Origin of the sequence: Sphingomonas sp. HF-S4, assembly GCF_032911445.1 — a bacterium.
Taxonomy (GTDB): Bacteria; Pseudomonadota; Alphaproteobacteria; order Sphingomonadales; family Sphingomonadaceae; genus Sphingomonas; species Sphingomonas agrestis.
This window is the reverse complement of sequence record NZ_JAWJEJ010000001.1, coordinates 762,382-776,703: the sequence shown is the minus strand read 5'-3', so window position 1 is coordinate 776,703 and position 14,322 is coordinate 762,382. Positions and strand designations below refer to the sequence as shown.

Genomic DNA, 14,322 nt, shown 5'->3' with positions numbered 1-14,322 from the left:
GGGGCATAGGATCATCGCACGGCCTCGTTCGTCAATGGTGTGGGCGTGGGCATCCGGTTCGGCAGCGGCGATGCGCTTAGGGCCGGCGCCGGTTCGGGAGTGAACGGGGTGCCGTCGCAATGGCGTCCGGCCGGGCCGTCGCCGGGGCTGGCGCGAAGCTTGCGGCCGGCGAGCATCGCCGCGACCTGGCGGAGGCGGCGGTCGTTGCGCCGGATCCACTCGCCGCCGCGCTGACGCTCGATCGTGTCGGTCAGCACGCGATGCCGGACCCAGGCGATGCGCTCGGCGAAGCCGGGATCGAGGTCGTTCTCCAGCTCGAGCGCGACGAGCGACCTCAGCGCCGAGGGCCCCTGCCAGGCGAGATAGCAGAGGTCGAGGCCCGCCCCCTTGCCACCGATTTCGCGGGCGTGGCGGACGTTCCACGCGGCGGAGACCGCACCGAAATCGACCATCGTGCAGGCGGCCAGGACCAGCAGCGCGGCACCGGCATTGGCGTTGATGAGCCAGGCCGCGCTTCGCCCGCGCAACATCCGCCACAGGATCAGCACCAGCCCGAGCGCGACCAACGCCATCCACAGCAAGGCGGCGATACGCAGTTCGGTGAGCGAATAGACTTCGACATAGTCGATCGTGCGGAGGATGCTCGACGCGACGAGGAAGACGTTCTGCGCGACCCACAGGACCACCAGCCGACGGATCGCGGGAACTTTGGCAGTCTCCGACCCCGGCCGCAGCGCGACGAGGACGAACAGCCCGGCGAGCAGCGCGGTGGCGATCAGCGGGTAGGCGCCGCGATGGGCATATTCGGCAAGGCTCACGCCCGCAGGCAGCGGCGCGCCGCTCCACAGGAAGGCGATGTCGAGCCCGTTCTGCAGCGCGAACAGCGCGTTGAAGGTGAGCAAGGCGAGCAGCACCGAGCCGGTGGTCACGCCGGGCAGCGCCTGGGGCATGGTCGCTTCCGGCAGGTTCGAGACGAGGCGCAGCCGGCGCGGGCGCAGCGTTGTCCAGACCGCGGTGAGGATCACGCCCCAAAAGAGCATGCGCCCGATCGTCGCATCCTCGAACCGCGGGGTGCCGAGCGCGACCAGCGCGTCGCCGATCACTGGATTGGCGTTGGCGAAGAGCGCGAGGAACACCACGCCGCCGAACAGCGGCAAGGGCAGCAGCGGCAGGATGCGCTGGCGGGGCAGGCCCCGGCTGAACGGCTTGCGGAGCCGGATCAGGTCGCGCCACGGACCGATCAGGCTGACCACGCCCTGGAGGAGCAACCGCAGAACCCAGCTGCCGGCATGGCCGAACCGCGTCATGCGGGGCAGCAGCACCGCCGTCGCCAGGCAGGTGCCGAACAGCAGGAAGGCGATCGGTCCGGGACTGTCGAGCAGAGGCAATGTGAGCAGCAGTGCGCCTGCCGCGGCGATCCAGCTACGCCGGTCGCGCCAGGCCGCAGGGCTCAGCGCCAGCGTCGCCAGCGCCCAGGCGAGCGCGAAGATGCCGAGATTGGAGCCGATCCCCTCCCCCGCCCAGAACAGCCGGTCGGCGAGCAGGACGAGCCCGCCCGCGGCGGCGACCTTGGCGAGGAAGCTGGAAGATAGTCGCAAGCGCATGTGAAACTCCCGATGTTCGGGGAGTTTCATCGCGCGGCGATGTGCCGACCGACCGGTGGCCGGCGTCAGCGCATCATGGTGATGTCGTGCAGATCCGGTTCAGGCCGCGCCGCCGGAGGGGGCGGCCTGCCGGGTTCAGCCGATCAGAGCTCGCGCTCGATCCACTGCTTGATCGCGCTCTTGGGCAGCGCGCCGACCTGGGTCGCGGCCTGTTGGCCATTCTTGAACAGGATCATCGTCGGGATGCCGCGCACGCCGTATTTGGTCGGCGCTTCGGGATTGGCGTCGATGTCGATCTTGACGATCTGGACCTTGTCGCCGAGCTCGGTGGCGAGCTCTTCGAGCGCCGGGGCGATCATCCGGCAGGGGCCGCACCATTCGGCCCAGAAGTCCACGAGCACAGGCTTGTCGGCCTGGAGGACATCGGCGTCGAAGCTGGCATCGGTGGTAGCCTGAGTGGCCATGAAACGTCTCCTGAGTGAGTCTTGTGCGTTATCTATGTGCGCCGGGGTTCCGGCTCAAGCGCGCGAAGCCAAGCTTTGCTCCGCCGCGACCAAGTCGGCCTTGTGCGCCGCGAGCAGATCGGGCGGCAGCAGGTGGAGCGTCGGCCCCGCGGTGTAGAGCAAGGCCGGCTCGATCCGCTTGCCCGGGAAGATCACTGCCAGCGCCGCGGCATAGGCGGCCATCTGGCGAAGATGGTAGGGCGGGATCGCGTCGAGCGTCGCGGGCGCGCGCCGCCCGGTCTTGAAATCGACGATGCGCACCACGTCGCCCGCGACGACCAGCCGGTCGACCGTGCCCGAGACGACCAGCCCGCTCTCGACCACTGCGGCGATCGGTGCCTCGGCGAGCGCATCTGGAGTGAACAGGGTCGAGAAGCGCGGATCCTCGATCACCGCCAGCGCGGCGCCGGCGATCTCGCGGCGCGCCTCGGCATCGGTGACGCCGCCGGGGCCTGCGAGCCAGCGCTCGGCGGCGGCGGCGCGGGTCTCGGGCGCCAGGGCGGGGAGCCGCTCGAACAATGCGTGGAGCAGCCGGCCGCGCTCGGCGGCGCGGCGCGTCGCGGGCGTCGGCGGCGGATCGGCGACGCTGTCGTCGCCGAGCGACGAGGGGGCGAGCGGGCGTGGCGGGCGGGCTTCCTGCGGCGCCGGGCGGGCGAGCCAGTCAGGGAGCGCGGGGGGCGATGATTCGGCTTTGGATTCGCCCCGAAGCGCGGCGACCGGAGCAGCAGGGTTCCGCCCGCGATACTCGCGAACCGCTCCCTCGGGTACGCCGAGCGTATCGAGGGCGCGGGCGCTGGCGGCGTACCAGCTGGCGACGGGCGGTTCGCCCTTGGCCTGGGGACCGAGCGCGCCGGCGATGACCAGCCGCTCCTCGGCGCGCGTCGCCGCGACGTAGAACAGGCGCCAATGTTCCTGGAGTTCGCGCGAATCGGCGCGATCGAGCACGCTATCGAGCGGTCCGCCACGCTCCGCGGCGCGCGGGCGGAAGATCGGGAACGGCGCGGCGTCGTGGTCCTCGGGCGCCCAGAGCAGGAAATCGCGCGGGGACCGCGTCGGATCGACCGTGGCGTCGGCGAGGATCACCAGCGGCGCCTGGAGCCCCTTGGCGCCGTGCGCGGTCATCACCCGCACCGCGCCGGCGGGCTGGGCGGCGTCGCGGACGATCTCGACATCGCCGCGATCGAACCAGTCGAGGAAGCGCTGGAGCGATGGCGTCGCGACATTCTCGAAATTGAGCGCGGCGTTGAGCAGTTCCTCGATCGGATCGCGCGCTTCCTCGCCGAGACGGAGCAGCAGTTTCCGCCGCCCGTCGAGCGCGCCCGAGAGGATTTCCTCGAGGAAGCGATAGGGCGTGGTGAAGTCGGCGCGGTTGAGCAGCGCTTCGAGCGGGCCGATCCGGTCCCTGGCGACGGCGCGCAGGTGCGACCAGAGCGACGCGCCCTTCGGCCGTAGCGCGACCTGCATCAGATCCTCCTGGCTCCAGCCGATCAGCGGCGAGACGAGCAGCGACGCGAGTGACAGGTCGTCCTCGGGCTGGAGCACGAAGCGTATCGCGGCGAGCAGATCCTGCACCGCGAGCGGCGCATTGAGCCGCAGCCGATCGACCCCGGCCACCGGCACCCCCTCGGCATAGAGCCGGGCGACGATCAGCGACGCGAGCTCGCCGCGGCGCTTGACGAGGATCATCACGTCCTCGGGGCGCAGCGGACGGCCCTTGCTCTCGAGCATCAGCCCTTGCGCCAGCCAGTCGCGAATCGCCCGCGCGATGTCGCCGGCGAGTTTCCGCGTGGTGTCGCCGACCCATTCCTCCTCGTCGGCTTCGGTGCCGCCCTCGACCGTCGCCGGCCACAGCGTCACTGTCCCCGGCCCGGGGACTTCGCTGGCATGTGGCTCGGCGTCGCTGAGGTCGCCCATCCCCGGTTCGGGCAATCCGCCGAGCGCGGCATCGACGAACTCCAGCACCGGACGCGTCGAGCGGAAGCTGTGGGTAAGCGACAGCGACTCCAGCTCGGCCGCCTCGACATCGAACTCGGCCTGGACGCGCGAGCGCTGCCAGAAGCGCTCGAACGCGGCGCGGAAATAGATCGGGTCGGTGCCCTGGAAGCCGAAGATCGCCTGCTTGTAGTCGCCGACGGTGAACAGCGTGCGCACTGCCTCCCCCCGCGCGCCCTGCCCGGCGAAGAACTCGTCGGCGATCGCGCTGACGATCGCCCATTGCTGGGGATTGGTATCCTGCGCCTCGTCGATCAGCACGTGCTCGGTGACCTGATCGAGCTTGTAGCGCACCCACTCGCCCATGCCGGGCTCGCCGAGCAAGGCGACGGTCTTGCGGATCAGATCGTTGAAATCGACCGCGCCGACGCGGCGCTTGGCGCGCGCGTAGGTGTCGGCATAGGCGCGGCCCGCCTCGAGCCCGCGCGCGAGCAGGTCGGCGAACTCGGCCTGAACCTTCATGCCGAGCAGCGCGGCGCACCGCCCGTGGAGCCGCATCGCCAGATCGGCATAGCCCGGCTCCTGCGGCGCCTGGCCCTTGCCGAACGAGCGCGGCTCGCCCTTGGCGGTGGCCCAGACCGAATGGAGATCGGCGAGCCGCAGTGCGCGCCGCGCAGGCGGCAGCGTCAGCCACATCGCGATTTCCTCGGCGCGTCCGAGGCCCGACTTGGTGCCCCAGGCGGCGTTCATTGCGGCGACTTCGCGCAGGCTCCCGAGATCGAAGGCGTCGTCGCCGCAGCTTCGCTCGATCTCGGCGGCGATGTCGCCGCTCGGCAAGTCGAGCGCGCGGCGCAGGAAGGGCTGGATGCCGCTGGGCAGCGCCGCCATTGCCTCGCCGTTCGATGCGCAAAGCTTGAGAAATGCCTCGGCCTTGCCCTCGCCGAGCCGAAGGCTGAGCGCGCCGACCGCGTCGATCATCGCAGTGCGCCCTTCGCGAGACGCATCGACAAGCATCTCGGCCAGCGCCTCGCGCGCGAGCACGGCCTCCTCGCGCTGGTCGAGCGGGCGAAAGCCGGGGACGAGTCCTGCCTCGACCGGGAAGGCCGAGAGCAAGGACTGGCAGAAGCTGTGGATCGTCTGGATGCGGATGCCGCCGCCCGGCGCGTCGAGCACCTTGGCGAAGAGCGTGCGGGCACGGGCGCGGCCTTCGGGGGCGATGCTTTCGCCCAGAGCCTCGAGATCGGCGACCAGCTCGGCATCGCTCGCGCGGACCCAGCGCGCGAGGCGGCTGGTGATCCGTTCGGACATTTCCGCGGCGCCGGCCTTGGTGAAGGTCAGGCACAGGATCGCGCCGGGATCGGTGCCGGCGAGGAGCAGCCGCCAGACGCGCGCGGCGAGCACCTGGGTCTTGCCAGTGCCCGCCGAAGCGGAGAGCCAGATGTGGCGCGCGGGATCGCTGGCGCGGCGCTGGTTGCCCTTCAGGGGGTGGAGGGGGCGGACGCTCACCAGGCTCCCCTCTCTGAAAGGGAAGGATGATCGGGTGGCGCGCGCAGCGAGCCTCCCTCGGCTGGCGTCAAGCGCGACCCTGCGGGCCGCGCACCCACCCCCAGCCCCTCCCTTTCAGAGAGGGGAGCAAGAAGAGGGACCTCAATCACGGCCATACCACTCGTCCCGCCGCATCAGCTGGTCGTATTCCGCATACGGCGCATAATCGGGGTGGAGCTTGGCCGTGAACGGCGCGTCGCCGGTCAGCCATTCGCGCGCCGCGCCCTCGAACTGCGCCACCGCCCGATCGACGAATTCGTCGGCCGGCAGATACTCGCGCCGCCGCGGATCGCACGGGCTTTCGACATAGCCGAACGCCCCCCGGCTGTTCTTCGACAGCGACCAATATTCGAACTGCTTGGCCCGCCCCTCGATGCCATCGAACCCGCCGCGTTCGGCGATCAGCCCGAGCAGCCCCAATTGCAGGCTGAACCCCTCGCGCACCGCGGCGAGGCTCGGCGGCTTGCCGGTCTTGTAGTCGACGATCGCCAGACTGCCGTCGGCCATCCGGTCGATCCGGTCGAACGTGCCGCTGAGTTCCACCCCGCCGAACGGGATCACCCCGCGTTTCTCGACCGCGATTACCTTCCGGGAGGGATCGGCGGCGATCTGCGTCGCGATCCAGTCGATCGCCTCCATCAGCCGCGGCGCCCAGAGCGCGCGCATCATCGGGTGGGTGCGCTCGTCGGCGAGCATCGCCTCGGCACGATCGCGCAGCCGCTCGGGCGCGCAATCGTCGTGCTCGAACCATTTCTGAAGAACCTCGTGTACCGCGGTGCCGCGCCACGCCGCGCTGGGATCGGCATCGACCGGATCGAGCGGCATCAGCCGCAGCATCCGGCGGGCGTAAAAGGCGTAGGGGTCTGCTTTGAGGCGATCGACTTCGGTGACCGACAGCGCCTTGGGGCGCTGTTCGACCGGTGGCTGCGGGGCGGGACGCTCGGCGGGTTCGTGACGGCCCGGCGCGTCGATCGCGCGCAGCCAGGCCTCGATCGCGTCGGCGCGTTCGAGACCGCCCGACAGCGCTTCGAGCCGCAGCCAGAACCTTGACGCAATCGTCGGCGCGCTGGCATCGCGCCGGGCGCGGGTGAGCAGCACTTCGGGGGCGCCGAGGGCTCCCGCCAGGTCGTGCGCCGAGAGGCCGATGCGGCGTTCGAGACCCGGCAGCCCCAGTTCGGCGCGGATGCGCGGGGCGAGCCAGGGGTCGGGCGCGGGCAGGCCCGGCCACACGCCTTCGTTCAACCCGCCGAGGATCATCAGGTCGGCGGTCTGCAGCCGCGCCTCGATCAGGCCGAGGATCGCGAGCCGCGGATGCCCTCCCTGGGGCGGGCGCACCGCAACCTCCTCCATCAGCGTGCGCAGCAGCGGCGCCAGCGCCTCTGGCTCGGCACGCGGGGGGCCGAACGCTGCCTCGCGCTCGGCAGCGTCGAGCAGGCTCGCCGCTTCGCGCCCTTCGGCACGTGCCCAGAGCGCATCGCCACCCAGCGCCTGCGCAGTCTCGCGCAGTGCGGCGAGCAAGGCCGGCACCGGCTGCGGCCCGCCGGCGAACACTGCCTCCAGCGGTTCGAGCAGCGCGCGCGCCTCAGGCCACCAGCGCAGTGCCGCGCGGCGGAGATGGCCGTCCCGGCCCTCCTGCTCGGCAAGGTGGCGGTCGATCCCGGCGAGCCCCGGCGCGGGGCGCGGGCCGCGCAGCGCGCGATCGAGCAGGCGGGCACCTTCGAGCCACTCGGCGCGCCGCTCCGCCATCACCAGCGGGTGCTTGAGCAGGGTCAGCAAAGGCAGCGGCGCGAAGCCCTGCGCGGCGGCATCGGCGAGCGCGAGCAGCAGCGTGCCGGGCGGCAGGATCGATAGCGGCTGGCCGGCGGAATCGTCCACCGCGATCCCCCAGCGTGCGCAATGCGCCGCCACCCGCCGGGCAAGCGCACGATCGGGGGTGACCAAGGCGGCAGTGCGCTCGGGCGTCTCCAGCACCTCGCGCAGCGCCAGCGCGATTCCCTGCGCCTCCTCGGCCGGCGTCGCGACGTCGAGCGCGCGCACGCCGTCGAGCCGCCGCTCGGCAGCGGGCAGCGATGTCCAGCCATGCGTCAGCTCGGGCGGCGCCATCGCCGAGGCGATCGCCTTGCTGCGCGCGGGCGGCGCATCGTGATCGCTGGCAACACGCCACGGATCGAACTCGCTGCGATGCACGCCCATCCGATCGAGCAGCAGCTTGAGGTGGAATTGCGGATGGCTTTCGAGGCTGCGCCGCCGCCGGCCAGTGACGGGATCGGGCTTGTGCGGGCCGAGCGCGTCCCATTCCATGTCGCCGAGCGCAGTGGCGAGGCCGGGCAGCACGACCATCCCGTGCGGCATCCCGGCAACGCTGCGCAGCAGGCGCGCGAACACGGGGGCCGGCGCGGCGACGCCGGCGGCGCAGACGAAGCCCTCGGGCGGGGCAGTGCGCCAGCGCTTTGCCACCTTGTCGATCAGCCGGCGGCGGCGCTCGGCCAAGTCGATCCGGCCGAGCCGCGCAAGCTCCCTCGGCCAGCGCGTCAGCACCACTTCGAACAGTGCCAGCGAGCGCTCCCAATGCGCCGACAGTTCCTGGCTGAGTTCGATTTCCCTGAGCGCGCGGGGGGCAACTTCCTCGATCAGCAACTGGTCGAGCGTAGTGGCGAGATCGCCGGCCAGCCGCACCGCTTCCGCGGCATCGACCGGCGATCCCGCCTCCTGGATCAGCCGGGCGAGGATCATCCGCCGCTGGAGCGGCTCGACCGCGGGGGGGATCGGATCGTCGTCGCCGGCGGTGTCGAACACCGCTTCGTCGAGCTCCGGATCGCCGACCGCGACCAGCCGCGGGAGCAGCAGCCCCTTGTCGCTCGCGCGGACGAAGGCGTCCTGGATCGCGCGCTTGGCGCGGTTGTTGGGCAGCAGCACCAGCCCGCGCGCGAGCCTGAGCGGATCGCTGCCGAACCGCCGGATCAGCCCGATCGCCAGCGCATCGGCGAAGGCGCGGTGCGGCGGGATGGTGTAGAGATGGAGGCGGTCAGGCATTAGCACTCTTAAAGCCCCTCCCCTTTCAGGGGAGGGGTTGGGGGTGGGGCTGTGTCTCACAGAGACTGGTGCTTGGGAAGTCTGCCCCACCCCAACCCCTCCCCTGAAAGGGGAGGGGCTATCGATCACATCTCCGCCAGCACGGCCTCCGCAGCGCCCACTGCGGCCGGCGTGCCGACGTCGAACCACAGCCCCTGGTGGACCACGCCCCACAGCCGCCCCGCCTCAAGTGCGCGGGTGAAGAACAAATTGGTCGAGAACGGCCCCTCGGGCCAGTCGCGGATCAGCCGGGGCGAGAGGATCGACACGCCGATGAACACGAACGGCGCGAGCCGGCCGGGCTTCCGCCGCTCGGTGATCCGGCCCATCGCGTCGAGGCGGAAATCGCCCTGCCCCTTGTGGCAGTTCGCGCGTGCCAGCGGGACGAGCAGCAGCAGCGCGTCCATCTTTGCCTCGTCCCATTGCGCGGCGAGCGCGCGGATCGCGTCGACCGGGCCGTCGACCCACAGATTGTCGCTGTTGACGCAGAGGAACGGCTTGTCGCCGATCAGCGCGCGCGCCTGGACGATGCCGCCGCCGGTCTCCATCAGCTGCCGGCGCTCGTCGGAGATGACGAGGTCCACGTCCTTCACGCGAGCCTTGAGATGGGCCTCCATCTGGTCGGCAAGATAGTGGACGTTGACGATCGCGCGCTTGACGCCCGCGCTGCGAAGGTGATCGAAGGTGTGGTCGATCAGCGTCTTGCCGGCGACTTCGACCAGCGGCTTGGGACGAGTCGCGGTGAGCGGGCGCATCCGCTTGCCGAGCCCGGCGGCCATCACCATCGCAGTCTCGGGCACGGCCGCATCGGGTTGCGGCCGCAGCGAATAGATCGCGGTCATTCGCCGACGATCGCCAGCGGGTCGCCGCGCATTTCCGCCGGCACGTTGGCGTCGAACCAGTCGGCGACGGGCTTGAGCGCGGGATGCCTGAGGTCGCGTTCGAGATAGCCCCAGACGCGCGGGCACAGCCCGGGATAGCGCGGCTTGCCGTCGCGCTTCCACAGCCGGGTGAAGATCCCGACGATCTTGGCGTTCCGCTGCGCGCCGAGGACGTGATAGGCCACGTCGAAGGCGTCGCCCGCGCCGGTGATGCGCTTGTAGCGATCGAGCATCGCGGTCTCGAGCTCGGCGGGCACGTCGCGGCGGGCATCCTGGAGCAGCGAGACGAGATCGTAGGCCGGGTGGCCAGCGAGCGCGTCCTGGAAATCGAGCAGGCCGAGCGTCTCGCTGCCCTCGATCAGCATGATGTTCTCGGCATGATAGTCGCGCAGCACGGTGACCGGGGTGTGGTCGGCCAGCAGGGGGGCGAGCACCTGGTCCCAGGCGTCGGTATAGCCGGGCATATCGACTTCGAGGCCGAGCGCAGGCGTGTACCATTCGGGGAGCAAAGCCGCCTCGCGCTGATACTCGGCAAGGTCGTAGGGGCGGATGTCGGCGGCATCGTGCTGGCCGAGGCGGACGAGCAGCTCGACCGCTTCCTCGTAGAGCCGCAACTCGCTCTCGGGCGCGGCGTCGACGGTCTCGCGCAGCCGGGCGTCGCCGAAATCCTGGAGGAGGACGAGGCCTTCGCCCAGGTCCTCGGCGAGGATCTCAGGAGCCGCGAAGCCGCGCTCGGTGAGCCAGCGCGCGATCGAGATGAACGGGCGCGGATCCTCGTGCGGCGGCGGCGCGTCCATCAGGATCGCGCTGCGATCGTGGTGGACGACGCGGAAATAGCGGCGGAACGAGGCGTCGCCGGCGAGCGGGCGGATCTCGGCCCCTTCCCATCCGGCAGCAATCAGGAAATCGGGCGCCGCGGCGGGCGGGTTCATATCAGGGGCCATCGATCCTCCCATGCCGAGGGCACCTTCGCTGTCAAGCCGCGCGCGCCGTCCGGCTTCACTTCCAGGCTCAGCCACAGCGCATCGTGCCAGGTGGATGCGTCGAACCGCTCGGGCCATTCGACGATCAGCAGCGAATCGTAGCGGGCGTCGTCGAGGCCGAGTTCCTCGGCTTCGCCTGGGTCCTCGATCCGGTAGAGGTCGACATGGAGCACCGGGAAACGAACTTCGGGCGGGGCGTAGGGCTGGACGATCGCAAAGCTTGGGGACGGCGCTTCTTCCTCCAGCCCGAGCGCGGCGAGCAAACCGCGCGCGATGCTGGTCTTGCCCGCGCCGAGCGGGCCGGACAGTGCGATAACGTCGCCGGGGCGGACCAGCGCGGCGAGCTTCGCGCCGAGCGCGAGCGAGTCTTGGGCAGAAGCGAGCCCCCTCACCGCGGCAGCTCCACCGTCACCAGCGTCCCCTCGCCCGGCTCGGAGATCAGTTCGATCCGGCCGCCATGCGCCTCGACGAACTGCTTCGCCAGCGGCATGCCGAGGCCGAGCGCGCGCTCACCGCTGCGCGAGATGCCATGCGTCGCGAAGCTGTCGAACGCCCGCGCGACCGCGTCCTTGCTCATCCCCGGCCCATTGTCCGACACGATCACGCGCGCGACCTTGGCGTTGCCGTCGAGGTGGAGCAGCACGCGGCCTTCTTCCTGCGTGCAGGCCACCGCGTGACGCAGCAGATGCTCGACGACCTGGCGGAGCCGCTTGAGATCGCCGGTCACGCTGCCCGCAGTTCCGGCATCCTCGACCACCAGCTCGATCTTCTTGGCCTTGGCGAGCGGCGCGATCGCCTCGGCCGCCGTGTGCGCGGCGAGCTCGAGGTCGACCGGCAGCTTCTCCAGCGGTGCGCCCTCGCTCTGGGTCAGATCGAGCACGTCGTCGACCAGCGCGCTGAGGCGATCGACCGAGGTCAGGATCGCCTCGGTATATTCGACGGCGCTCTTGGTCAGCTTGCCCGCAAAGCCGCCGTGGAGCATCTCGCTGAACCCCTTGATCGAGGTGAGCGGCGTGCGCAGCTCGTAGCTCATATTGGCGACGAACGCGGTCTTGACCCGGTCGGCCGCGACCAGCGCCTCGTTGCGGTCGCGCAGCGCGCGCTCGGCGCGGTGGTGATCGGTGGTGTCGAGCATCGTCACCAGCGCGTTACCGTCGGGCAGCGGGACGGCGGTGATGTCGAAATGCCGGCCATCGGCAAAGGCGATCGTGCTGCCGCGCGTCTGGCGGTCCTTTGCAGCGAGCCGGATCAGGTCGCCGATCACCTCGGCGCGGGCGGGGTTGGCGAGCCTGCGCTCGACGGCCTTGACCAATTGGCCGATCTGGGGATGCCCGTCGAGGAAGGCGTCCTCGAAATCCCAGACCTGGCGGAACTTCCGGTTCCACAGCTGGAGCCGTCCCTTGCCGAACACCCCGACGGCCTCGGCGAGGCTCTCGAGCGTCGCGGTGCGGACCTGCTGCATCTCGCCATGCTCGCGCTGGAGCTCGAACTGCTGGGTGCGGTCCTCGAAGATCAGCAGCAGCCCGCCCTCGGGCAAGGGCTGGGCGACGACGCGCAGATGCGTCCCCGAAACGCTCCAAATCTCCTCTACCGCGTCGGGCGCGGTGAACCATTCACGGCGCTCGGCCTTCCACGCGGGGTAGTCGCGCACCTCGGGCAGCCGGCTGGTCTCGCGCATCCGATCGAGCACGCGATCGAATTCGGGCCGGTCGGCAAGCCACTCCATCTTTATAGCGAACATGCGCCGGAACGGCTGGTTGCAGAAAGCGAGGCTGCGATCGGGCGCGAACTGCGCGACGCCTGCCGAGAGCCGGTCGAGCATCGCGCGCTGCGCCTCGCCGAAGCGCTTGAGGCCGCCGCGAAGCTGCTCATATTCCTCAATATCGATCGCGAAGCCCGCCACCCCCCCGGTGGGCAGCGGCACGTCATGGAGCCGCAGCATCCGCCGCGCGCCGCCGATCGTCGCGGGCATCGTGCCGGTCTGCGGCTGGCCGGTGTCGCGCGCGATCGCGGCGTTGGCGAGCGGCCCGCCCAGCCCGGCACCCTCGACCAGCTCGACGCCGCGCGCCACCACTTCCTCGCTGTCGCCGCCCTCGACCGCTCGGACATAGGCCGAATTGACCATCAGCAGCCGCAAATCGGGCCCGCGATACCACATCGGCATCGGCGCCGCCTCGATCAGCGCGGTGAGCGCGTCGAACGCCGCGCGCAGCCGGCTTGCCTCGATCTGGAGCCGCTCGATCTCGCTCTCGGTCTCGGTCGCGTCCAGGAACCAGAGGACGACGCCGCTCCGCGCGGCATCGGTCAGCCGCTCGCCGACGACCAGCAGCGCGCGCTCGGAACCCTGTGCCTGCACCGGCAAGGTGAAGGGCTGCCCGGCCTTTTGCGCGGCGAGGACATGCCCCTCTAGTGCAGTCGCATCCGCCGGGTACAGTCCGTTGTCGATCCCGGCCAAGTCGGCCAGTTCGCGCGGCAGGTGATCGAGCCCGAGCCAGTCGGCGAGCCGCCGCGGCGCCTCGATGCGCCCATCGGGGCGGACCAGCATCGCCTGGGCGGGCGAGCGCGCGACCATCTCGGCCAGCACCGCATTGCGCTCGGTCGCCTCGCGCCCCTCGGCTCGAGCACGTAGCCCGGCAAACAGGATCCACGTGGCGCCGAACAGCAGCAGCGCGAGCACCGCGCCTACCCCTATCGCCGCCGACTGCGGAATCTCGATCAAGCCGTCTCTCCGCGGCTTCGTTGCGCCATCATGAAACGATCCTTAGGCAAAGCGCCGCGGATCGGAAAGCGACTTGCGTATGTCTATGCCCGCATATCGCCATCCTGCCGGCCCAGCAGCCGCCGGAGCAGCGGCCTGCGCGCGGAGAGGCCGGCGGCATCGTCGGGCAGCGGGGCGGCATTGGCCAGCGGCTCGATCGAGAGGTGCAGCATCAGCCGCCGCGTCTCGTCCTCGAGCGCATCCTCGTCTGGAGGGCCCAGGGCCGTACGCAGGATCTCGGCGATCCGATCGCGCGCGTGCCCGGCATCGGGATTCGCTTCGCTATTCTTCACAACTCAGGGTTCGAACGAAGCGAGCATCTCCTCGGCTGCACCCTCGGCCCCGGTTGCGCGATGGTCCGACCCAAATCCCGGATCGGCGGACTCGACCACCACTGTCTGCGCAGGAAGCTCGGCTTGCCAAGCACTTGCCGATGCCTGGCGATAGAATTCGAACGAGCCGGAAGTGGTGTAGTTGGCCAGGCCTATCCCGGCCACGCCGCCGCAAGCACAGACCGCCAGGCCTCCCAGAATCAGCTTTGCGAAGGTTTCGCCCCGCATCATCGTCTCCCTGTCGGGAGCAGAACGTGGCGGCGCAGGCGGCGTTCCGCGCGGGCTATGCGGGCCGCGGTCCCCACAGGATGATCGCTGCACCGGCGAGGCAGATCGCGGTGCCGATGAGGTCCCAGCGATCGGGCCGCATCCCTTCCGCGAGCCACAGCCACGCCACCGCCGAGGCTATATAGACCCCGCCATAGGCAGCATAGGTCCGTCCGGCATGCTCGGCATCGACCAGGGTGAGCAGATAGGCGAACAGGCAGAGCGAGGCGATGCCCGGCACCAGCCACCACACCGATCGATCGAGCCGCAGCCACGCCCAGAAGGCGAAGCAGCCGGCGATCTCCGCCAGCGCGGCGCCCAGATATGCGAAGGCAGTCATGCGGATGCTTGTCGCAGTGCGGCCGGGCAAAGCAAAGGGGCCCGGCAAGTGCCGAGCCCCTTCCCTTTTCCGACCCGCGCTGCATAATCAAGCGCTGCGCGCTGT

At 70.5% G+C, this 14,322-nt stretch carries 11 protein-coding genes; all 11 read right to left on the bottom strand.

Annotated elements, in window-relative coordinates; translation table 11 throughout:
* Window positions 1–11: 11 nt before the first annotated feature.
* A complete protein-coding gene (locus tag RZN05_RS03350) occupies window positions 12–1,604 on the bottom strand; it encodes a DUF4153 domain-containing protein (RefSeq protein ID WP_317225207.1) in 1,593 nt (530 codons plus the stop codon).
* 143 nt (window positions 1,605–1,747) lie between these two features.
* Window positions 1,748–2,068: a thioredoxin gene (trxA, locus tag RZN05_RS03345; protein WP_317225206.1), complete on the bottom strand. Its 321-nt coding sequence runs from the start codon at window positions 2,066–2,068 to the stop codon at window positions 1,748–1,750.
* Window positions 2,069–2,122: 54 nt separating this feature from the next.
* Window positions 2,123–5,545, bottom strand: a complete 3,423-nt coding sequence (addA, locus tag RZN05_RS03340; protein ID WP_317225205.1) for a double-strand break repair helicase AddA — start codon at window positions 5,543–5,545, stop codon at window positions 2,123–2,125.
* 141 nt (window positions 5,546–5,686) lie between these two features.
* Window positions 5,687–8,617: a double-strand break repair protein AddB gene (gene addB / locus RZN05_RS03335; protein WP_317225204.1), complete on the bottom strand. Its 2,931-nt coding sequence runs from the start codon at window positions 8,615–8,617 to the stop codon at window positions 5,687–5,689.
* A 125-nt stretch (window positions 8,618–8,742) separates the two neighbouring features.
* A complete protein-coding gene (locus RZN05_RS03330; RefSeq protein WP_317225203.1) occupies window positions 8,743–9,498 on the bottom strand; it encodes a nucleotidyltransferase family protein in 756 nt (251 codons plus the stop codon).
* Complete coding sequence (locus RZN05_RS03325) at window positions 9,495–10,469, bottom strand: aminoglycoside phosphotransferase family protein (protein ID WP_317227552.1); 975 nt, start codon at window positions 10,467–10,469, stop codon at window positions 9,495–9,497. Before RZN05_RS03325 ends, RZN05_RS03330 begins: the two co-directional genes overlap by 4 nt.
* A complete protein-coding gene (gene tsaE, locus RZN05_RS03320) occupies window positions 10,466–10,912 on the bottom strand; it encodes a tRNA (adenosine(37)-N6)-threonylcarbamoyltransferase complex ATPase subunit type 1 TsaE (RefSeq protein ID WP_317225202.1) in 447 nt (148 codons plus the stop codon). The genes RZN05_RS03325 and tsaE overlap by 4 nt, the downstream gene beginning before the upstream one ends.
* Window positions 10,909–13,239: a PAS domain-containing sensor histidine kinase gene (locus tag RZN05_RS03315; protein ID WP_317225201.1), complete on the bottom strand. Its 2,331-nt coding sequence runs from the start codon at window positions 13,237–13,239 to the stop codon at window positions 10,909–10,911. The genes tsaE and RZN05_RS03315 overlap by 4 nt, the downstream gene beginning before the upstream one ends.
* Window positions 13,240–13,322: 83 nt before the next feature.
* Window positions 13,323–13,571: a hypothetical protein gene (locus RZN05_RS03310; protein ID WP_317225200.1), complete on the bottom strand. Its 249-nt coding sequence runs from the start codon at window positions 13,569–13,571 to the stop codon at window positions 13,323–13,325.
* 3 nt (window positions 13,572–13,574) lie between these two features.
* On the bottom strand, window positions 13,575–13,841 hold the full coding sequence (locus tag RZN05_RS03305; RefSeq protein ID WP_317225199.1) for a hypothetical protein: 267 nt from the start codon (window positions 13,839–13,841) through the stop codon (window positions 13,575–13,577).
* Between the two features lie 52 nt (window positions 13,842–13,893).
* Window positions 13,894–14,217, bottom strand: a complete 324-nt coding sequence (locus RZN05_RS03300; protein ID WP_317225198.1) for a YnfA family protein — start codon at window positions 14,215–14,217, stop codon at window positions 13,894–13,896.
* Window positions 14,218–14,322: the final 105 nt, after the last annotated feature.